The following is a 19,929-nucleotide window of genomic DNA, read 5'->3' as shown; positions in this document are numbered from 1 at the left end:
AATAAATAAAAAATTATGGTAAGGAGTTCAGTTTTGAGATTTGCCGGCAGTCTTTTTTTAGGGATTTTTATACTCTTTTCCTGCGTCGAAAAGGATGACCCTCAACCGAACTTAAATCCAGAAGTTGCTGCGGAACTTTTAAATACTGCATACGGTACCAATGCGAGGCAAGTCATGGACGTTTTTTTGCCAGCTAATAGAAGTACAGGCAGCACCAAAGTTTTTGTGTGGATCCACGGCGGTGGATGGGTGGATGGAACCAAAGATGAGTTTGTTCAATTTAAACCATGGTTGGAAGCCGTTCAGGATGACTATGCTTATGTTGCGGTCAATTACAGGCTTTTCAACATATCGACAGGTGCAAACAAATTTCCTTCCCAAGAGGAAGACATCAAAAACGCCATTGCATACATCCAGTCCCAATTGTCTACATGGGACGTCAGCGATGAAATAATCCTTGCCGGAGGTAGCGCAGGAGGGCATTTGGCATTGTTGCACAGTTACAAAAACAACCAAAATGGTCTGGTCAAAGCAGTTGTGGCCTTTTTTCCCCCAACAGAACTTGTAAGTTTCTATGGTTTTAGTCTTTTTACCCAGCTGCTCTTGGACAACCTACTTGGAGGAAATCCCAATGCCAAACCCGCAATATATGCCGATTCAAGTCCTGTTGGATTTATCACGCCCAATTCCGTCCCGACAGTATTTTTTCATGGAAATTTAGACACCGTCATCCCTATTTCTCAAAGTGAAATTATACAAGACGCCCTTGTCGCCAAAAATGTCCCACACTTAGTGGAGTTTATCCAAGGCCAGGGACATGGCTTCACTACCGAGACCTACCAGAATCTGATTGGCAAAACGCAGGTATTTTTGAATGGGGTTTTAGATTGAGGGCTATTAATTAGCTTAGCTGTGCCTGGGCTAATTTATTATTATGGATCTGCAACAATATATTGGGCAAAGAATTAGGACAGGAACGATAACAAATAGAGTTCTAATAATTAAAATCCTCCTAATCATATGAATTCATTTGCTTATACATAATGATTGTATGTTAGTAAGACCGAATGCTATCTATCCAATATGGACTGGTATCAACAATATTGTTGTTATTTTTCAATCAATTCAACTAAGCTCTTTTAGTTAATTATGCAATCCATACACAGATGATTGTCAAAACCTATCCACCTTAAACCCTGCCAATTCCATACTTGGGGATTTTTGGGCATGGAGTTCTGCGAGGATCTTTCCTGTGGCAGGTGCCAGGCTTATACCCATCATAGAATGACCGCTGCCGACAAGGACATTCTTCCAATTAGGCGCAAAACCGATATAAGGCAACCCATCGGGCGAACAAGGTCTCAAGCCTTTCCAGATCTGATCGGTTTCAGGGAATTTGGATTGGAAATCCGGATAATACCGGTTGATGGATTCGAAGATTCCCTTAACCCGGTTGATGTTGATGGATTCATCTGTGCCGGCGATTTCCATTGTTCCACCAAATCGGATCTGATTGCCATAAGGACTGACGGCAACTTTCATTTCTGTCAAAATACTCGCCTGCTTGATTTCAGGCTTGTTGTCCTGGATAAAGCTGTATCCTTTTCCGCCCATCATGGGAAGTGAAAAATCCAACATCTTAGCCAATTCGGCAGACCAAGCGCCTCCACAAAGCACAAACTTATCCCCTTCAATTTTTCCTTCCGAAGTCAATACGCCGATCACTTTATCGGACTTTGTTTCAAATCCGGTGACCGTCACTTCGTTTTTGAACTGCACACCTTTTTCTTCCAAATATTTTTTCAAAAAGCCATACAAAGCAGCGGGGGAAAGGTGGGCATCACCGGGAAATAAAACTGCCCCACGGGCTTTTACCTCAAGGTTGGGTTCGATATTCCGGATATCCTCGGGGCTGAGGATTTCTGCCGCCAAACCATGTTTCTGTGCCAAATGTGCAAATTCAATCTCTTCCTTTTCTACCTCGGAAGTTTGGTAGATCATCATCAAACCCTTTTCTATCAAACCCAAGTTTGACTCAATGTGCTCAGCCTTGAATTGTTGGTACAGCGCTTTGCTCATCAGACTGAGGTTTTTCAGATAAGGAATACTTTTCTCAACATGGGATTTGTTGGCGGATTGGTAAAACAACCACGACCATTGCAAGAGCTTCCTGTCAAATCTAGGATGGATGTAGAAGGGACTTTTGGAAGAAAACATCCACGAAATCCCTTTGCTGATCATGCCCGGAGCGGCTAAGGGAATGATGTGACTCGGCACGATCATCCCGGCATTTCCGGTGGAGCAATTGACCTGCATGTCACCTTTGTCAATGATGATAACTTCCGTTCCTGACTTTTGAAGGAAATACGCAGTAAACAATCCGACGATCCCGCCGCCGATGATAATGGTTGGTTTCATTTTTTAGATGTGAGATGTGAGAAGGGAGACTTGAGACTGAATTCTGGTAATGTTTGGATTTAAATGTTGTAGTTGGTGTAATTGTTGTCCGCTTCGCGTTGTCAGGTTATCAGGTTAGTTTGGTTGTAGTTGTAATCGAGTCCAGTCATTCTTCATTATTAATTCATAATTCTGAATTTATTGTCTCTCGCATCTTGGCTCTCGCCTCTAGCTTCTCGCTTCTCCTAAATCACCTGAAATCCATGCACATAAGGGTCTTCGTCATCCAGGAAAATGGTATTGTAGCCTGTCACCACTGCCCAACCTTCGATGCTTGGAACGATGGCCAGAAAGTCTCCGACGGTGGTTTCCTCTTCTATCCTGCCTGTAAACTTGGACCCGATAAAGCTCTCATGGATAAATTCATCCCCTTTTTTCAACAAACCTTTGGCATGCCACTGTGCCATCCTAGCCGAAGTGCCTGTCCCACAGGGTGAACGGTCTATGGCTTTGTCGCCATAGAAAACCGCATTTCTGGCGGTAGAACTGGGGTCTATAGGTTCCCCTGTCCAAAGCAAATGCGAAAGCCCACGGATAGATGGGTGCTCGGGATGGACAAATTGATGGGAAGCATTGATTTTTTTGCGGATTTCCCGGCTCCAGGTGATGAGTTGCTCGGCACGGTAATTTTGGATTCCTGAGAAATTTTCCTGTGGATCAACAATGGCGTAGAAATTCCCCCCATAAGCCACATCTACTTTGAGCGTACCCAAGTCATCACAATGCACCTCAATGTCTGTGGCGGCAAGGTAGGAAGCAATGTTTGTCAGTTTGACGGATTTGACTTTTTTGCCTTCCTTCACATAGCTCACCCTTACCAATCCTGCAGGCGCTTCGATTCTCAGTTGGCCGGGAATTTTCGGCGTGATCAATCCCTCTTCCATCGCAATGGTAACAGTCCCAATTGTGCCGTGACCGCACATGGGCAGGCAACCGCTTGTTTCGATAAATAAAACCGCAACGTCATTGGCAGGATCATGGGGTGGAAAAAGCATCGAACCCGACATCATATCATGCCCACGCGGCTCAAACATAAGCCCCTTGCGGATCCAATCTAAATGGTCCAGAAAATACTGACGCTTTTCGACCATGTTTTTCCCTTCCAAAAAAGGTACTCCACCAGAAACCAGTCTGACAGGATTGCCACAGGTATGGGCGTCGATGCAGGAGAATGTTGATTTCATATTACTTACTTATTATTTCTTTGATTTTTTCCTCCAAAACTTCACGGTTTGGTAGGTAAAGCTGATATTTTGAAACAAATATTTTATTTGAAATACCACCAGTTGCGTATTTTACTAGGAGTTCATTTTTATCAGCAGCGATAATGATTCCCACCGGCGGATTTTCCCCTTCAGTGTTTTCCTCCTCCAAGAAGTAGTTTAAGTAAAGGTTCATTTGACCAATATCCTGGTGCTTTACCCTTCTTGTTTTTAAATCAACCAATACAAAGCATTTTAGAATCCGGTGATAAAAAACCAGGTCAATAAAATAATGTTCATTATCAAGTGTAATTTTATATTGCTGACCGACAAAAGAAAATCCTTTTCCAAGCTCTAACAGAAACTTTTGTAGGTTATTGACCAATAATTCCTCTAATCCTTTTTCTTTTACAATCTCATTTTGCGGAATCTGCAAAAACTCAAAAATGTAAGGATCTTTGATAATGTCATTTGGAATTAGGACCTCATGACCATCCCTTGCCAATTCCAATACCCCGGCTTTATCTTTGCTCAAAGCAATCCGTTGAAATAATGCTGAATTTATTTGTCCCTTTAATTCCCGAAAACTCCAATTATCTTTTTCACTTTGTTTTTCATAAGAATTCCTTTCAAGATCGTCTGAAATAGATAATAATTCAGCGTAATGACTCCAACTCAATTTTCCAGACACTGTCTGGAAAATTGGATATTTGATGTAAAAGAGTCTAAAAAGGTAAATATTACTCTTACTAAAACCTTTTCCATATTTGGATTTTAGATCCTTCGAAAGATTAGTCAATAATGCACTACCATATTCGGCTTTTTCTTTGCCCCCTTGTTCAAATTCCACAATATTCTTTCCAATCTCCCAGTTGGATATTACCAACTCAAGATTAACAGCCCTAATTGCATTTTCCCTAGCCCTTAGAATTGTAAAGCCAATTCTATCGATTAAGTCAATATAATTCCGGTTTGGTAACTGCATATAAGACTTACACTTTAGAATTTACTTTTTAAATTCCCCGTTAACAGTCCTCCAAATCGCCAAGGGATTGCTTTCTCTCAGCGCATCCGGCAATAAGATATCAGGCATGTCTTGGAAAGCTATCGGTCTTGCAAATCTCTTGATCGCATAGACACCGACGGAAGTACTTCTGCTGTCAGAGGTAGACGGATATGGACCGCCATGCTGCATGGCATATCCTACTTCCACACCGGTCGGAACGCCTTTGTACAGCATTCTGCCGCATTTCTCCTCAAGAAGATTGATCAGAAAAAGTTTATCGCTGAGTTCTTCTTCTTCCGCCCAAATGGTAATCGTCAACTGTCCATGGAGTTTTTCGGCTATGGCAAGCAAATCATCTTCCCCTTCATACACCACCATCAGTGCAAATGCCCCGAAGACTTCCTGTTGAAATTTGTCATCTCCCAACCAATCTTTGGCTTTGATTTTTGCCAAGGCAGGATGGCCTTTGATCAGGTCTTTGGCTGCGGCAACTTTCACCCACTCGAGTTCCTCACGTCCCTGAAGGTATTGGAGTGCGTTGTAATAAGCATCCGCAATGCCTTCATGCAGCATCGGTGCTGCGGCTATGTCCTCGATTTCTGATTTTATTGCTGCGGCAAATTCTTTTTGCAGTGTTTTGGGGACAAATATCAAACCCGGATTGGTACAGAACTGCCCCACTCCAAGGGTCAAACAGGAGATAAATGCTTTGGCACTTCCTGCGATGTCCTTAGAAAGTTTTTGCTCGAAAGTGAAAATAGGATTCACAGAACCCATTTCGGCGTAAACAGGAATCGGTTCGTTCCTTTGGCTGGCTGTCTTGAACAGTGCCATGCCACCATAATGTGAACCGGTAAATGCGATGGCTTTTGCAATCGGATGGACTGCCAAGGCTTGTCCTTCTTTGGCGCCACCTTCCACATGCTGAAATATTCCATCCGGCAAAGCTGAATCTACGACCGCTCTATGAATGACCTGGGCGACAAGTTTGGAAGTCTCCGGATGGGCAGGATGTGCTTTGTAGATGACCGGACAACCTGCCGCCAAGGCAGAAACGGTGTCGCCTCCGGCTGTAGAAAATGCCAAGGGAAAATTACTCGCTCCAAATACGACGACCGGACCGAGTGGTGTCAAAAACCTTCGGATATCCGGTTTTGGTGCCGGAGTGCGGTTTGGATCTGCATGGTCGATGGTTGCTTCCACCCAACTTCCTTCCTCCACCAACTTTGCAAACAAGCGGATTTGACCTGTGGTCCTTCCAAGTTCACCGGTAATCCTTCCTTCGGGAAGGTTGGATTCTTTGGATGCCAAAGGGATAAGGGTTGCTTTTTCAGCTTCCAATCCGTCAGCGATTTTTCTGAGAAAAGCCGCTTTCTCTTTTCCTGGAAGGTTTTTATAAAACAAAAATGCTTCCTGTGCTTTGGCAAAAATCTGGTCGTAGGTCATGAGAGGAGTTTGGTTAATGGTTAATTGGTTATTGGTTGTAATGGTTCTATTTGTTGTAATTGTTGTCGAGTTATCAAGTTGTCGAGTTTTGTGACATCCAGATTCTTCAAATCAAAAGGCCAAGAAACCAATTAAAGTTCACCCCACATCGTCCATTGTACTTCGTGCTTCCATACCTACTTCGTACTTGGTACATTGTTCTTGGTGCCCGTAAATCGTAAATCCTTTAATTCGTAAATCGTATTACAAATTCGGTCTGTGTTCCAATCCCACTTTGATGATGTTCTCGATTTTTACCCTTTCTTCCCCGATCAAAGTCAGTCTTGGAGCGCGAACCCATTCTGTCCCGATGCCAGCCATCTGCTCTGCGAGCTTGATGTACTGCACCAACTTCGGATGGATATCGAGTTCCAATAAAGGTAAGAACCAACGGTAGATTTTTAAAGCCTCTTCTGTCTTTCCGGCCTTCACGAGGTTATAGACGGCTACAGTCTCTTTTGGAAAAGCACAAACCAATCCGGCAACCCACCCGTCAGCACTCATCAGCAATTCTTCCATCGCCAATGTATCAACTCCGCAGAGGATTTTGAACCTGTCACCAAATAGGTTTCTCATCCTTGTCACATTGGAGATATCTCTTGTGGATTCTTTGACGGCTTGGATATTTGGGCAATCGGTCAATTCCTCAAACATGGCCAAGGTCACCAAAGTCTTATAATCCACCGGATTGTTATAGATCATGATCGGCAAATCTGTACTGTTGGCCACTGCCTTGAAGTAAGCGACGGTCTCTCTTGCATCAGAACCATACCGCATCGGAGGCAATAGCATCAAACCTGAAGCGCCCATTTCCTTTGCCTTGTGTGCCCAAAATATAGCATCTCGCGTGGCTCCTTCTGCGATATTTAGGATCACAGGAACTTTGCCATTGACATACTTTACCGTTTCGGTTGTCAATTGGATTTTTTCCTCCAAGCTAAGTACCGAGGATTCACCCAACGTGCCTCCGAGGATGATACCGTGTACGCCTGCTTCGAGCTGCGCATCAAGGTTTTTGAAAAACATGTCCATGTCCAAGCTTCCATCCTGATGGAATTTGGTCGTCACTGCCGGAAATACACCTTGCCAATTCATATTCTTTTCTTTTTTTAACCAAAGGTAAAGCGATTAATGGCTTGATACTTACACTTGATTAGTCAATAGTAATACCATATTGATTTTGAATTAGATATTTTGGTAAAAATAAATTAATATCATATTGAAAATTAATTAGTCCATAGTCCATGGTCGACAGTCGACAGCCACTATAATCGATTTTAACCATTATTTTGTTTGGCTAGGTGCATGAAAAACTAGACAGTGCCTTCTACTCCCTTGTTTCTCGCTTCTTGCCTCTCGCTTCTCGCTTCTCGCTTCTCGCTTCTAAAATATGAGTCTAAAAATTATCCCCTTCAAAATCCCCAAATCACAAAAGGAATTTGTCCGCTTCCAGGTGGATGAAGGGAGTCACTTCTATGACAAACTCCACCAGCATCCTGAGTGGCAACTTACTCTCATCTTGGAGGGAAAAGGCCAACTGATGGTTGGGGATTATCTGGGGAGGTTTGAACCGGGAGATATTTACCTGCTTGGTTCAAATGTGCCGCATGTCTTCCGTTCTGATGAGGAATACTTCCAAAAAACCAATTCCATCAAATCCGTCAGCAACACGATCTTCTTTGATTTTGAGGCGCTCGGTAAAGGAATCTGGGAAGTAGAAGAATTTCTGGAACTCAGACAATGGGTCAACGCCATCAAAGGATGCTACGTGGTCAAGTGCGAAAATCAGGAATTCCTTAAAAACAGCATCCGGACATTTGCCTTAAAAACAGGGATGGAAAAAGTCCTGGCAGCCTTGGAAATGATCCGGTACTTGCAACAACCCCATGCAATGCTACCACTTAACCGCTTACTTCCTATCAGGGATTATTCTGAACTTGAAGGTAAGCGCATGGGCAATGTCATGGCTTTTATCCTTGCTGAGAACCACCGCAACATCAGCCTCAAGGAAGTAGCTGAAACCGCCAACATGAGCAAGGAAGCATTCTGCCGGTTTTTCAAGGAGCGGACAGGCAAGACCTATACCGAATTCCTGAATGAACTCCGTATTCACAAGTCCTGTCACCTGCTTCAGGAAACGGACTTATCGATTTCCCAAATTGCTTTTCAGACGGGATTCCAAAATCTTTCTTACTTTAATAGGGCATTTAAAAAATTCAGGCAGGAGACCCCAAAAAACTTTCGAATGAAGCATAGGTTTCAAGGATAAGTCTAAAATTTTCTCCGAATCAAAACCTTAAATTCACAAATTTAGCTAAAAACATGAAGTCAACTTCATATTTTTAGCTAAATTTATGAGTTACAATACCAGTTTTTAAAATGGAAATTGAAAGGAAAATATTCACACTGTTGGTTCAGAACCTTTTCAAGGGAAAGGTGATCATTCTTTATGGGGCCAGAAGAACAGGTAAAACTACATTGGTTAAAAAATTATTGGAAAATTATCCTCAAGAATCTGCCTATATCAATTGTGAACTCCAGGAATTCAAAGATGTACTCAATACGACTAATTCGGTTCTTTTGAAAGATTTTATTGGGCAAAATAAGCTTGTGGTTTTTGATGAGGCCCAGAATATTGAAAATATCGGTATAGTCCTCAAAGTACTGGTAGATACATTTCCCAATGTGCAGTTTCTAGCTACGGGATCATCAAGTTTCGAACTTTCGAGCAGAATTTCAGAACCGTTGACCGGAAGATCCCGTCAGTTTTTATTATTACCATTTTCCCTTGAGGAAATCCATCAAACAGAGGATCTAATCAGGATCAAAGCATCCCTTAGCCAAAATCTAAGGTACGGGCTGTATCCACAGGTTTTTTTGGCAGATGGAAATGAAAAAATTGAAGAATTGATGGAAATCAGTTCCAACTACCTATATAAAGATTTACTTCAATTTGAGGACATCAAAAAACCGGAGCTCTTACAAAAACTCCTCAAGGCTGTAGCATTACAGACAGGAAGTGAATCCTCCTTAAATGAGTTAGCGCAAATTACAGGGACAAATGTCAATACCATCAAACGGTATCTTGATTTATTAGAAAAATCTTTTGTATTGTTTCGGTTAACCTCATTCAGCAGAAATCTGCGCAAAGAAATTAACAAAAGCCAAAAGATATATTTTTATGATGTGGGTATAAGAAATGCAGTTATCAGGAATTTCAATGCTGTAGAGTTAAGAACAGATACCGGTGGTTTATGGGAAAATTTCTGTATCAGTGAACGGATAAAATTCAATGAAAATCACCGGCGCTTCGTAAATTCCTATTTTTGGAGGACTTATGACCAACAAGAAATAGATTACCTGGAGGAAGTGGATGGAAAATTCCACTGCTTTGAATTCAAATTTAATTCTTCATCCAAACATAAAATCCCAAAAATATTTCTTGAAACATATCCAGATACAAAATTTTCCATCATCACTCCTGAGAACTTCTATACCTTGTTTATGGAGGAATAAATGGGCTTAGGAAATTAAAAATCCTTTTAGAAAAAAAATGTCTCTCTCCGAAATCATTCCGCAAACAAATCCATTTTCAAAACCTATGAAAAAACTGCTCCTTATTTCCCTCATGTTCCTGATGGCTTGGCAGGTATCCGCCTCCGAACTCTATCCTGCCATCATGAGCTATCAGGCGGACCGTACTGCACTCAACAGAAAATATAACAATCCACTTTCTGATGAATATTTTGAAAGGATCGGCCGCCTGTATCTTGATTGGCTGAAAGCCCTCGAGAATATGCCTTATGATTCTTATTCGGCCGATGGCAAACTGGACTATCAGATTTTTAAAAATTACCTTGAAAAGGAAAGTTACTTTCATTCTGCTGCTTTTGAAGAATATAAAGACGTAAAAAATGTGGTGGACTTTGTGGCCCCACTGGAAAAATTCTATCAGGCAAGAAGGATGGCCATCAAACCCAATGCACAGGAATTGGCGGCTACTTTTACCCAAGTCGAAATGGCCATGAAAAGCAAATGGGAGCAAAGCAAAAAAAGCAAGCCTTACGACAGTTGGCAAAAAGCGGAACTTGCTTCCCAAGTAGTAGAGGCGATGAGAAAAAGTACAGAAGAAGCTTACAAATTCTACTTTGACTATGACCCTGAATTCACTTGGTGGATGAAGGAACCCATGGCTAGTATGAACAAAAGCTTAAAAGCCTATGGGGAATTTTTGAAAAACCACTTTGAAAATACCGTGGTCAAGGATGACGGTTCGGGAATCATCGGCAAAGTGGTGGGAAAAGTAGCCATCGAAAAGGAACTCGCTTACAACATGATTCCCTATACTGCGGAAGAACTTTTGGCAGAAGGGGAAAAGCAATATGCCTGGTGTGAACGCGAAATGTTAAAAGCCTCGCAGGAAATGGGATTTGGCAACGACTGGAAAGCCGCTTTGGAGAAAGTGAAAAATACCTACGTTCCTGCCGGAGAATGGCCGCAGATGGTCACCGAAATGGCAGAGGAAGCGATCACCTTTTTGGAGGAAAGAGACTTGATGACCATTCCAGAAATGGCCAAAGAAACCTGGCGGACTTCTATGATGTCGGCAGAAAGGCAAAAAGTCAGTCCCTTCTTTTTGGGTGGGGAGACGATCATCATCTCCTATCCCACGTCCGAAATGTCCCATGCCGACAAAATGATGAGCATGCGCGGAAACAATCCCCACTTCTCCAGGGCAACAGTACAGCATGAACTGATTCCCGGACACCACATGCAGCAATTCATGAATCAGCGCCATTTCCCTCACCGAAGGATGTTCAATACGCCCTTTTGGGTAGAGGGATGGACTTTGTATTGGGAGTTTAACCTTTGGGACAAGAATTTCCCAAGAAATGCCGAAGACAAAGTAGGCATGTTGTTTTGGAGAATGCACCGGGCGGCAAGGATTGTCTTTTCGCTCAATTACCACCTTGGCAAATGGACACCACAGCAATGCATCGATTTCCTAGTGGACAAAGTCGGTCACGAGCGGGCCAATGCAGAAGCGGAAGTCAGAAGGTCATTTGAAGGAAGTTATGGCCCACTGTACCAGTTGGCGTATATGATCGGGGGATTACAGGTCTATGCTTTGAAAAACGAGATGTTGGCCTCGGGAAAAATGACCGAAAAGCAATTCCATGATTTCTTTATCAGCCAAAACTACATGCCTATCGAACTCCTCCGAGCAAGGATGAAGGAAGAAAATCTTCCAAGGAATTTTAAGAGTAACTGGAGGTTTTTGAACCCTTGAGGTCTTTTCGACCTCGAGGGTTTTGGGATTAATTTAAAAAAGAATAGACCTTCGAGGTTTGAAAAAACCTCAAAGGTCTATTCAGTTTCACTTCTCCTACTCCTCCTGCTTGTCTTTTTTTAAGGTGATAATGATTGCTCCGTTTTTGGCTTTATCACCTAGTTTAATTGTTGCTGTTTCACCCTTTAGGACTTCAATACTTTGAATATTATCAGGGTTGATATTATCAAAATCGAAAAATTCCTCCAATCCATTTTTCGTTTTTAGGTAGTATACCGGTTTATCCCCTTTAGATTTTGGATCCATTTGGAGATAAATCTTAGACTTTGGATCTGAGTTTATAACGTATGAGTCTGAGGAGTTAGGTGTGACAGTTATGCCATTTACACGTTCTTGTGCAAAGCTGCCATCAGAATCTATTGGCCCTGTACCAACTCTGAATTGTGGACTTGTGCTTTGAAATGTAGATGGAATCTTTGCCGGAGAAGCATATAACATCCAATTTTTGGATCCATTCAAAGAAGCTTGTTGGTTTTCTGTCAGCTCATTTTTTATGGCCACCAATGTACTGAGCTGCTTTTTCTTCAAGCGATTTTCTATGTCCAAAACAACATCCATCTGTTTGGAAACAGCTACCGCATCAGGTTTGGATGTTGCTAACAGTTTTTTCAGCTTTTCAGTGGCCGCATCCAAATCCCATTTGAGTGTACTGAAGTCGGCGGCATTGGTACTGTGGATTTTTTTGATTTTCTCGGCTTGGGCATCAGAAAGGGAAATTTTATCCCTGTTTTTCATGACGATATCGGCAGAGAACAGGTATTCCTGAAACATGTCCTGGGCATTTGCCAAGCCTATAGTGAGGAATAGAAGTAGGAAAAGGATGTTTTTTTTCATGGTTTTATAATTTATTGTTGGTTTAGTATTCGGTCAAAAGGGAAGCCGTTGGAGATTCCCAAGTTTCCAGATATGTCTTTTCTTCGATCAGGATTTGTTGGTTGTTATTTTCATCTTTTTCAAGCGTGATTATGATTACCTCAGCCGGAAGATTAAGTTCCTGTTTTTGCTGGGGCCATAGGAAAAACCCCAAAGCCAAAGAAGCAGCGATCCCCATTGGAATCCACCAATTGATACTTCTTGGTTTTATTACTTCCGGAAAAGCGGGAATTTGAATACCCCGATCATTCTCCTTTAATTGATCAAAGAAGCTTTGTAATTCTTTATCGGTTTCGTTTCTCATCACTTTTCGATTCTTGTTTTTTCAATCCACTCTTTCAATTTTTTCTTTCCCCTGTCATAATGGGTCCGCACCGTGCCGATATGTAGCTGCATCACTTCGGCACATTGCTCCAAAGTCATGTCGTGGTAGAATACCATCAGCAACACTTCCTTTTGCCGTTCCGGAAGCGCCTGCAGCAAGGCCTCATGGGAATCATTTTCAGGAGGATCATTTTCATAAGCCATTTCTGGAAGGTTGTCCAAAGAAGCGTTTCTTCCTTCCTTTTTGATTTCTTCGTAGGCCGTAAACCTGATGACTGAAAACAGCCAGGTTTTGACTTGGGACTTTTCCTTATAGACAGCTTTGCCTTCCAGTATTTTCAGGTACACAAGCTGCAGGACATCTTTGGCCCGATCTTCATCAAATGAGCAACACTGCCGCGACCAATGGTAAGCTTCGGAATGAAGTTCTTTGAGTATGGTTTCGAGCCAGTGTTTTTTCATTTGTACTCCTTTGTTTCAAAAAGTTAAGATTATATGACAAAGTTCTCGAAGAATTTTTGGGAAGATTAGATTTAAATGGAAATATGGTAGATATAAATTGAAATAAAGTGGAAATATTGGATCGGTATCAGGTGGTTTTTTTAGAAAGTATTTTCCCAAAAAATGAATTAAAAAAAGGCAGGTTTTCCAAACCTGCCTTTTTTTAAGGAGATGAAATATAAGGTATTAATCTATTGGGAATCCTTTGGCCGCCCACCAGATTCCCCCATAGATATGCTTGAGGAAGTCATCATCTAAAAATGCCCAGTCTGTATGGCCCATGGCGGTGTAGAACATCCTTCCCCCATCATATTCATTGGTCCAGGACATCGGGTGAAATTCTCCCATACCGTTTTTGGGATCATAGGTTCTTTCGTCGGCTGTAATCAGGACTTTTACGTCAGGGTTGAAATTTTTGAAAGCATAAATCTCATCTGACCAAACCCATTTTTCCGGGAGGTGGTAAGTTGCCGGATGTTGACGGTCGACCACATTCAGTTTCAAAGTCTGTTGATGCGGATGGTTCAAAAACTGAGCCCCAATAAGCTTCGTATACCACGGCCATTGGTATTCTGTATCTGTGGCACTGTGGATACCAACTATTCCTTTTCCTGCTTGGACAAAACGTTGGATAACGGCTTTTTGCTCATCATTGAAAATCGTCCCAGTGGTGCTCATCATGACGATGACATCAAAACGCTCTAGGTTTTTGTCGGTGATGAAGCTTTCATCCTCCGTGGTGAAAATATCAAATATCTGGTCTCTAGCTAGTTTTTTCAGCGCGACAACACCATCGGGGATCGATTGGTGGCGGAATCCTTTTGTCCGGCTGAAAACCAAGACACGGAATTGGGGATTGCTTTGCGCAAATGTTTCCAAGCTCAAGCCCAGCATCATGACGCAGACGAGCAGTAGGGAGGATAGGTAGGTTTTTAGGTTCATGTTTTTATAGTATCAAGTAGCAAGTATTTAGTATCAAGTGTTGAGAAGCGAGAGATTAGAGCCGAGAAGCAAGAAACAAGATTTTGGAGGCATGGCAACTTTCCAACCTTTCAATTTTTTAACTTTCTAACTTCTACTTCACCATCTCATATTTTTCCCCTGCTTCCTTTCTGGAAAATGCATTAAAATGCCACCATTCGGAGCCGATGCCTGTAAATCCTCCATGCTTCATAGCCATTCTTAGTATTTCCCTGTTGAGGATATGTTCTTTGGTAATGTTCCCTTCCAACAGCATCTGGGCTTCCCTGTCAGGATAAGCAGGGTAGCCAAAGAAATCAAAAGGCGTCCCCATGTCCAAGGCTTTCCCATTTTCTTGAAATGCCAAAGTCAAGTCCACAGCCACTCCAAAATTGTGCAGACCACCGACTTTAGGGTCGGCTACATAAAGTGGTTTGACGCTATCGGGTTTGTCCAACTCATCCCAAAGTATCTGTTGCACGCTTTGGGGCCGGACGCCATCAAAAACCAAAAACGTCAAATCAGGGTGTAATTCTTTCAGTTTTTCATGGGCTTTTTTGAGCATTTCGGCGACTTCAGGCTGCACATAGCATCTCGTCAAATCACCATATACATCTTTCCCAAAGAAATTATCAGTCGTTGAATATTTCAAATCCACAAAAATCCCCGGAATCACAACCTCCACATCCACCAAGCCGGCATCGATGATTTTCTGTTCCAATTCACTGACCTCATATTTGATCTTAAACTGTTCGTCTCCGATAGAAACCAAGTCATCGATTTCCACCCCGTTGGAAGTTTGTTCATTGATCTTGGACTCGCAACCGAGTAAAATTAGTAGGAAGAATATGTTGGATAGATATTTCAATGAAGATTTATTTTAAAGTTTTTTGTTGATGACAGTGGCTGAGGCCTGGGCTGTAGGAAGCATCACAATATCAGCCAAAACCACATGTGCGGGCCTACTGACTGCAAAGGCAATTGTCTCGGCGATATCTTCCGGAGTCAAGGGCTGGAATCCCTGATAAACTTTTTTGGAGCGCTCAGCATCTCCTTTGAATCTGACCATTGAAAACTCTGTCTCCACCAAGCCGGGATGAATGCCTATCACTTTGATCCCAAATGGGTTCAAGTCCATACGCATTCCTTGGGTAATGGCATCCACAGCATGCTTGGAAGCACAGTAGACATTGCCGTTTGGATAGACTTCTTTCCCTGCTATGGAACCGATATTGACGATTATGCCGGATTTTCTGGCAATCATACCTGGCATGATTATTTTCGAAACATACAACAATCCCTTTACATTGATGTCCATCATGGCATCCCAATCTTCGAGACTACCGCTTTGGATAGGATCAAGTCCATGGGCATTCCCGGCATTGTTCACCAGAATATCTATATCCTGCCATTCTTTTGGAAGGTTGCCCAAAGTCTTTTGGGCTGCTTCCTTTTCCCTTACATCAAAGCAAAGTGTCAATAAATCTGTACCTGACGGTAGTTCGTTGGCAAGATCTTCCAAGCGTTCTTTACGCCTTCCCGTTGCGATGATGGCATAGCCAAGTCCCGCCAAGGCAATGGCTGTGGCTTTTCCTATTCCTGAAGTAGCACCGGTAATGCACGCAATTTTCCTTTCCATAGCCTGAATCTAAAAATTATTGACATGGAATAAAATAAGGAATCTATGAAAGGAAAAAAATGGACTTGGTTAGGGTTTTGTGGGAAGTTTTTCAGGGGGAAGTTTTTCAGTTCGCAGTTGTCGGAGGTTTTGAATGTAAATGGTTAGAGGTGGAGTTCAGTGGGCAGTATTCAAAGGTAAGGGTTGAAAAGTTAAATGTAAGAGGTAAAAAGACCGATGTCAGATTACCGATGATTTCTTAAAATAAAAAATTGACAACTAATGGGATTATTTAAAAACTTGGCTTTGAAAATGTATACTTACTTTTTGACCCCTACCCATTTAAAGCCCGGATTGAATATCAAATGAAGCGGCCATGGCCTGTCGACTATGGTCAAAAAAACTATTGAAAATTCAGATAAAGGGTGATCGATTTCCTTCTGATTTGGGAAATGGCGTCTCTGAATGCAGGATTGGACTCTTCCGGTCTATAGACATCCAACAAACCATGGGAAAAACGGACTTCAGGAGAAAATTTGAAAAATTTGAAATACAAGTCGAAACCCATTCCAAAATCTACAGTAAAATCCCTCCCGGAGGTGACCAAATCTTCGATGTTTGCTTCTTCCTGGTCTTTGGTACGAAACATGGCCGATCCTCCACCTGTAAAAAACATCCTCGTATTATTGAAGCGTTGGGCTTTGTACTTGAAGATCAGGGGAAATTCCACCATTGTGGCTTCATTAATATAAGTATCCCTTCTGAATGTGATTTCATTGATTGAGTTACTGTTTCCTGTGTTGGGTTCAAAAAAATTAACATCTGTCCTAAACTCGTAAAAGCCAACCTTTGGGGTGAAAAGTAAATTAAGCTGATCGTGCAACCTGACAGTCACCAAAAAACCCAATGAAAAACCTGCAGAATACACCGGAACAATACTTTGGATTCTCCTCAGGTCAGTATTGGTAGGATCCAGAAAAGCATCGGAATACTTCATCCTCCAGGTATTTGAATGTCCAGCAAGGAAAAACCCGTAGGATATGAAGTTTTCATCCTGACCAGCTTTGCTGATTTCGTTAAACCGGGATTGACCACTGGCTTCCGCAATCAGAAAAAGTGCACCAAAAATGGAGAGCGTTATTTTTCTCCGATATAAATTGAGCTGATTCCGAAAGTGAGCGGTTTGCATTTTGTTTGTTTAAATCCGACTTTTTTCAATACTGAAAGGAAATTATCTCCGTCAGGAAAGGCTTGTACTGACTCCGGCAAATAAGTATAGGCCGAGTTGTCTTTGGACACCAATTTTCCAATCTGAGGCAAAATATATTTGAAATAAAAGTTATATCCTTGCTTCATGGGAAATTTTTTGGGTTTGGAAAATTCCACGATCACCGTCTTTCCTCCCGGCTTCAAAACCCTGTACATGTCTGATAGCCCTTTTTCGAGGTTTTCAAAGTTCCTGACTCCAAATGAAACGATGACAGCATCAAACTTATTATCTTCGAAAAGTAACTTCTCCGAATCTCCCATCTGCAGGTCGATGATATGGTCGAGCTTTCTTTTCTTCATTTTCTTCTTGCCTTCTTCAAGCATCCCTGCAGAAATATCCACACCGATTACTTTATCGGGATTAAGCGCCAAAGCCTCTATGGCAAAGTCCCCTGTGCCAGTGGCAATGTCCAAAATCAGTTTTGGCTGGTCCCTCTTTAATAGTTTGATGGCTTTTTTTCTCCAGATGATATCTATACCCAAGCTCAGCAGGTGATTCAAAAAATCATATTTCTTGCTGATGTTGTTGAACATTTCGGCAACCTGTTCTTTTTTGCCTTCCTGCTTGTCTTTATATGGAACTACTGACATGTACGTGTTTCAAAATGTGCTGCAATATTACTAAGGAAACCCGAGCAATCGAAAATTGTTGGAAATTAATGCCTTTTCAATTCCTTCAAAGGATTTTAATTTCATTTGGATTACCAAAGACAGATTTCGCGGGGCATCACCCTGAGTGAAGCGAAGGGTCTTAGTTAATTGAGATTCTTCACCTTCGCAGGCTACGGTTACCAATAACGTGAATCTCTTGGTCGTCACCCTGAGTGAAGCGAAGGGTCTCTTTTTTCTGAGATCTTTCATCCTCGTACCTCGGATTCAAGATGACGCAAGACCAACCGTCATTCCTTTTCTGAACATTTTTTTAAATGTTGGGGACTAAGAATGACGGAGGAATAACCCTCATGCCTTTTTCTGTTAACGCCAATTTAAAAACTTAAAATGATCTTGACAGGGATTTGAAAATCTCCCCAATCATGGCTCTTGTGGGTGTCTTGACTATTTTTAACCCAAATGGCTTACATTTGTGGCAAACAATTTCGCCATGATCAAAAAAGCGGTCTTTCTAACCAGCAACTCTGATTACACCAAATGCCCACCGCCGGATAAACCCGAGTTTGCCTTTATCGGACGCTCCAATGTAGGCAAGAGCTCTTTGATCAATATGCTCACCAACCACAAAGGTTTGGCAAAAACCTCCCAAAAACCCGGAAAAACCCAGCTGATCAACCACTTTCATATAGACGACAAATGGTATATTGTCGATTTGCCGGGATATGGATTTGCCGTAGCGAGCAAAGCCATGAAAGCAACTTGGGAGAAAATGATTCGGAATTACCTTACCAAAAGGGAAAACCTTGCGGCCATTTTTGTGCTTATCGACAGTAGGCTTGATCCTCAGAAAATAGATCTTGAATTCATCACATGGTGTGGGGAAAACGGGATTCCTTTTGTACTTGTTTTTACCAAAGCAGATAAAAAAGGAATCGAAAAGTCCACTGCCAACGCCCGTGTGTTCTTGGACAAAGCCATCGAAATCTTTGGTGAAGAACCCCAATATTTTATCACTTCCGCCGAAAAGAAAGAAGGCCGCGAGGATTTGGTCTCTTTTATCGAAGGTGAAGTGATGGAGTATTATCAAGGTAAAAAGTGATTAATCAGAAAACGGATATTTATTGATATTTGACATTGGGATATTGAGTCCGAAGCAATCGTTTACAGAAAATTAAAGATTAAAATCACTGATGGTTTTTCGTCATATGAAATAAATACCAAAGGAGTCAAAGAATATCAAGCGGCACTTCAAGTTCTAAAGCCCACTTCTGAATCGGAAATCATATCAATCAATATCCAATATCCATAAATATCAAACATGCTGAAGTCCTACATAGAAAGAACAAACTCAATCCTTATAAATTATTGCCTAATTATTGCTGATAATCATATCTTCCTATATTTGCAGCCTTTAAATCAAAGCAGAAAATGAAATTCAACGAAATCGCTACTATCTCCGGCAAACCGGGTCTCTATAAAATCCTGAAGCCTTCACGTGGAGGTGTGATCCTAGAATCCATGGACGAGAAAAAAGGCAAACTCATAGCAGGTGCTAACCACAGGGTGTCTGTCCTTGCCGAAATTTCCATGTACACCATGACTGAAGAAGGTGCTACCCCTTTGGAAAATATCCTCAAGAGTATCGAAAAGGAATTTAAAGGCGATGTGGGATTGGATGCGGATGCGGATGCCGACGAACTCAAAGCTTTCTTGAAGCACGTGCTTCCTGATTTTGACGAGGAAAAAGTATATCCATCCGACATCAAGAAACTTGTTGCTTGGTACAAAATCATTCGCGAACATGCTCCTGAAGTTTTGGAAGATCAGGAAGAGAGCGCAGAAGGAGCCAAAGAAACTGAGCCTGAAGCTTGATTTTAATCAAAATATTGAGGTTCAAATCTTAGAATAAAAGTGGGGGTCTTTCCCCACTTTCTTTGTTTATACCAAACTTTGAATTACCATGGATCTTCCTTTGATCACAGAAGCAGCACATTACCTCCAAAAGGATTTTGCACTCCCTGCAATAGCGGGAGCATTTTCCAAGGAGGATTTGGTTTCCCTGCTGACTCCTTTGGTCAAAACCATGCTCGACCGGGATTTCGAAAAACTCCTTCAGATCTGCTACAGGGTGGATTTGGGTGAAGAAAAACTGAAAACCATCCTCCACAAATCAGATCCAGAAACTTTGGCTTGCGACCTTGCGAGTGCCTTGGTCGCAAGACAAATCCTGAAAGCCGAAATCAGAAGGAAGTATTCGGAAGGTTGAATTTTT

20 protein-coding genes are annotated in these 19,929 nt (G+C 41.9%); 7 read left to right on the top strand and 13 right to left on the bottom strand.

The window, feature by feature from the left end; translation table 11 throughout:
- Window positions 1-15 precede the first annotated feature (15 nt).
- On the top strand, window positions 16-891 hold the full coding sequence (locus MMU07_RS09425) for an alpha/beta hydrolase (protein WP_241125617.1): 876 nt from the start codon (window positions 16-18) through the stop codon (window positions 889-891).
- Between the two features lie 282 nt (window positions 892-1,173).
- Here the strand turns inward: MMU07_RS09425 and MMU07_RS09420 are convergent, their stop codons facing one another.
- The 5 genes from MMU07_RS09420 to MMU07_RS09400 form a co-directional block, all read right to left on the bottom strand.
- Window positions 1,174-2,418 carry an NAD(P)/FAD-dependent oxidoreductase gene (locus MMU07_RS09420; RefSeq protein ID WP_241125616.1) on the bottom strand — a complete coding sequence of 415 codons (1,245 nt, stop codon included), beginning with the start codon at window positions 2,416-2,418 and terminating at the stop codon, window positions 1,174-1,176.
- Window positions 2,419-2,642: 224 nt separating this feature from the next.
- Window positions 2,643-3,641 carry a 4-hydroxyproline epimerase gene (locus tag MMU07_RS09415; protein WP_241125615.1) on the bottom strand — a complete coding sequence of 333 codons (999 nt, stop codon included), beginning with the start codon at window positions 3,639-3,641 and terminating at the stop codon, window positions 2,643-2,645.
- A gap of 1 nt (window position 3,642) precedes the next feature.
- Entirely contained in the window at window positions 3,643-4,644 is a 1,002-nt protein-coding gene (locus MMU07_RS09410) for a PDDEXK nuclease domain-containing protein (RefSeq protein WP_241125614.1), read from the bottom strand.
- 21 nt (window positions 4,645-4,665) lie between these two features.
- The gene (locus MMU07_RS09405; protein ID WP_336246186.1) at window positions 4,666-6,171 is read right to left on the bottom strand and encodes an aldehyde dehydrogenase (NADP(+)); all 1,506 of its coding nucleotides are present in this window, start codon (window positions 6,169-6,171) and stop codon (window positions 4,666-4,668) included.
- 183 nt (window positions 6,172-6,354) lie between these two features.
- Complete coding sequence (locus MMU07_RS09400) at window positions 6,355-7,245, bottom strand: dihydrodipicolinate synthase family protein (protein WP_241125613.1); 891 nt, start codon at window positions 7,243-7,245, stop codon at window positions 6,355-6,357.
- Between the two features lie 295 nt (window positions 7,246-7,540).
- On the opposite strand from MMU07_RS09400, the gene MMU07_RS09395 reads away from it, so the two are divergent.
- The 3 genes from MMU07_RS09395 (at window position 7,541) to MMU07_RS09385 (ending at window position 11,440) form a co-directional block, all read left to right on the top strand.
- Window positions 7,541-8,419 carry an AraC family transcriptional regulator gene (locus MMU07_RS09395; RefSeq protein ID WP_241125612.1) on the top strand — a complete coding sequence of 293 codons (879 nt, stop codon included), beginning with the start codon at window positions 7,541-7,543 and terminating at the stop codon, window positions 8,417-8,419.
- A gap of 110 nt (window positions 8,420-8,529) precedes the next feature.
- Entirely contained in the window at window positions 8,530-9,666 is a 1,137-nt protein-coding gene (locus tag MMU07_RS09390) for an ATP-binding protein (RefSeq protein WP_241125611.1), read from the top strand.
- An 85-nt stretch (window positions 9,667-9,751) separates the two neighbouring features.
- Window positions 9,752-11,440: a DUF885 family protein gene (locus tag MMU07_RS09385; protein WP_241125610.1), complete on the top strand. Its 1,689-nt coding sequence runs from the start codon at window positions 9,752-9,754 to the stop codon at window positions 11,438-11,440.
- Window positions 11,441-11,536: 96 nt separating this feature from the next.
- On the opposite strand, the gene MMU07_RS09380 is transcribed toward MMU07_RS09385, so the two are convergent.
- The 8 genes from MMU07_RS09380 to ubiE form a co-directional block, all read right to left on the bottom strand.
- The gene (locus tag MMU07_RS09380; protein WP_241125609.1) at window positions 11,537-12,334 is read right to left on the bottom strand and encodes a hypothetical protein; all 798 of its coding nucleotides are present in this window, start codon (window positions 12,332-12,334) and stop codon (window positions 11,537-11,539) included.
- A 22-nt stretch (window positions 12,335-12,356) separates the two neighbouring features.
- Window positions 12,357-12,677: a hypothetical protein gene (locus MMU07_RS09375; RefSeq protein ID WP_241125608.1), complete on the bottom strand. Its 321-nt coding sequence runs from the start codon at window positions 12,675-12,677 to the stop codon at window positions 12,357-12,359.
- The gene (locus MMU07_RS09370; protein WP_241125607.1) at window positions 12,677-13,159 is read right to left on the bottom strand and encodes an RNA polymerase sigma factor; all 483 of its coding nucleotides are present in this window, start codon (window positions 13,157-13,159) and stop codon (window positions 12,677-12,679) included. Before MMU07_RS09370 ends, MMU07_RS09375 begins: the two co-directional genes overlap by 1 nt.
- A gap of 225 nt (window positions 13,160-13,384) precedes the next feature.
- Window positions 13,385-14,140 (bottom strand): ThuA domain-containing protein, encoded by a 756-nt coding sequence (locus MMU07_RS09365; protein ID WP_241125606.1) that lies wholly within the window; start codon window positions 14,138-14,140, stop codon window positions 13,385-13,387.
- Window positions 14,141-14,273: 133 nt separating this feature from the next.
- On the bottom strand, window positions 14,274-15,026 hold the full coding sequence (locus tag MMU07_RS09360) for a M15 family metallopeptidase (RefSeq protein WP_241125605.1): 753 nt from the start codon (window positions 15,024-15,026) through the stop codon (window positions 14,274-14,276).
- A 12-nt stretch (window positions 15,027-15,038) separates the two neighbouring features.
- Window positions 15,039-15,797: an SDR family NAD(P)-dependent oxidoreductase gene (locus MMU07_RS09355; RefSeq protein WP_241125604.1), complete on the bottom strand. Its 759-nt coding sequence runs from the start codon at window positions 15,795-15,797 to the stop codon at window positions 15,039-15,041.
- A 382-nt stretch (window positions 15,798-16,179) separates the two neighbouring features.
- A complete protein-coding gene (gene porT / locus MMU07_RS09350) occupies window positions 16,180-16,965 on the bottom strand; it encodes a type IX secretion/gliding motility protein PorT/SprT (protein WP_241125603.1) in 786 nt (261 codons plus the stop codon).
- Window positions 16,914-17,636, bottom strand: coding sequence for a bifunctional demethylmenaquinone methyltransferase/2-methoxy-6-polyprenyl-1,4-benzoquinol methylase UbiE (gene ubiE, locus MMU07_RS09345; protein WP_241125602.1), 723 nt, complete (start codon window positions 17,634-17,636; stop codon window positions 16,914-16,916). Before ubiE ends, porT begins: the two co-directional genes overlap by 52 nt.
- A gap of 511 nt (window positions 17,637-18,147) precedes the next feature.
- Between ubiE and yihA the strand changes: the two genes are divergently transcribed.
- The 3 genes from yihA (at window position 18,148) to MMU07_RS09330 (ending at window position 19,923) form a co-directional block, all read left to right on the top strand.
- Complete coding sequence (gene yihA / locus MMU07_RS09340; protein WP_241125601.1) at window positions 18,148-18,756, top strand: ribosome biogenesis GTP-binding protein YihA/YsxC; 609 nt, start codon at window positions 18,148-18,150, stop codon at window positions 18,754-18,756.
- A 329-nt stretch (window positions 18,757-19,085) separates the two neighbouring features.
- Window positions 19,086-19,529, top strand: coding sequence for a DUF5606 family protein (locus MMU07_RS09335; protein WP_241125600.1), 444 nt, complete (start codon window positions 19,086-19,088; stop codon window positions 19,527-19,529).
- Window positions 19,530-19,617: 88 nt separating this feature from the next.
- Window positions 19,618-19,923 carry a hypothetical protein gene (locus tag MMU07_RS09330; protein ID WP_241125599.1) on the top strand — a complete coding sequence of 102 codons (306 nt, stop codon included), beginning with the start codon at window positions 19,618-19,620 and terminating at the stop codon, window positions 19,921-19,923.
- The last annotated feature ends 6 nt before the right edge of the window (window positions 19,924-19,929 follow it).

Source organism: Cognataquiflexum nitidum, from assembly GCF_022538055.1.
In the GTDB taxonomy this organism is placed as follows: Bacteria; Bacteroidota; Bacteroidia; order Cytophagales; family Cyclobacteriaceae; genus Cognataquiflexum; species Cognataquiflexum nitidum.
Note: the sequence above shows the minus strand (reverse complement) of the source record. Positions and strands in the feature narration are given on the sequence as shown.

What these genes read in the sequence shown, in the direction of transcription:
- MMU07_RS09335 (WP_241125600.1), top strand. Translation starts at nt 19,086, where the DNA reads ATGAAATTCAACGAAATCGCTACTATCTCCGGCAAACCGGGTCTCTAT.
- MMU07_RS09395 (WP_241125612.1), top strand. Translation starts at nt 7,541, where the DNA reads ATGAGTCTAAAAATTATCCCCTTCAAAATCCCCAAATCACAAAAGGAA.
- MMU07_RS09400 (WP_241125613.1), bottom strand. Translation starts at nt 7,245, where the DNA reads ATGAATTGGCAAGGTGTATTTCCGGCAGTGACGACCAAATTCCATCAG.
- MMU07_RS09385 (WP_241125610.1), top strand. Translation starts at nt 9,752, where the DNA reads ATGAAAAAACTGCTCCTTATTTCCCTCATGTTCCTGATGGCTTGGCAG.
- MMU07_RS09355 (WP_241125604.1), bottom strand. Translation starts at nt 15,797, where the DNA reads ATGGAAAGGAAAATTGCGTGCATTACCGGTGCTACTTCAGGAATAGGA.
- MMU07_RS09370 (WP_241125607.1), bottom strand. Translation starts at nt 13,159, where the DNA reads ATGAAAAAACACTGGCTCGAAACCATACTCAAAGAACTTCATTCCGAA.
- MMU07_RS09390 (WP_241125611.1), top strand. Translation starts at nt 8,530, where the DNA reads ATGGAAATTGAAAGGAAAATATTCACACTGTTGGTTCAGAACCTTTTC.
- MMU07_RS09410 (WP_241125614.1), bottom strand. Translation starts at nt 4,644, where the DNA reads ATGCAGTTACCAAACCGGAATTATATTGACTTAATCGATAGAATTGGC.
- MMU07_RS09425 (WP_241125617.1), top strand. Translation starts at nt 16, where the DNA reads ATGGTAAGGAGTTCAGTTTTGAGATTTGCCGGCAGTCTTTTTTTAGGG.
- porT (WP_241125603.1), bottom strand. Translation starts at nt 16,965, where the DNA reads ATGCAAACCGCTCACTTTCGGAATCAGCTCAATTTATATCGGAGAAAA.
- MMU07_RS09375 (WP_241125608.1), bottom strand. Translation starts at nt 12,677, where the DNA reads ATGAGAAACGAAACCGATAAAGAATTACAAAGCTTCTTTGATCAATTA.
- MMU07_RS09330 (WP_241125599.1), top strand. Translation starts at nt 19,618, where the DNA reads ATGGATCTTCCTTTGATCACAGAAGCAGCACATTACCTCCAAAAGGAT.
- MMU07_RS09420 (WP_241125616.1), bottom strand. Translation starts at nt 2,418, where the DNA reads ATGAAACCAACCATTATCATCGGCGGCGGGATCGTCGGATTGTTTACT.
- MMU07_RS09415 (WP_241125615.1), bottom strand. Translation starts at nt 3,641, where the DNA reads ATGAAATCAACATTCTCCTGCATCGACGCCCATACCTGTGGCAATCCT.
- MMU07_RS09365 (WP_241125606.1), bottom strand. Translation starts at nt 14,140, where the DNA reads ATGAACCTAAAAACCTACCTATCCTCCCTACTGCTCGTCTGCGTCATG.
- MMU07_RS09380 (WP_241125609.1), bottom strand. Translation starts at nt 12,334, where the DNA reads ATGAAAAAAAACATCCTTTTCCTACTTCTATTCCTCACTATAGGCTTG.
- yihA (WP_241125601.1), top strand. Translation starts at nt 18,148, where the DNA reads ATGATCAAAAAAGCGGTCTTTCTAACCAGCAACTCTGATTACACCAAA.
- ubiE (WP_241125602.1), bottom strand. Translation starts at nt 17,636, where the DNA reads ATGTCAGTAGTTCCATATAAAGACAAGCAGGAAGGCAAAAAAGAACAG.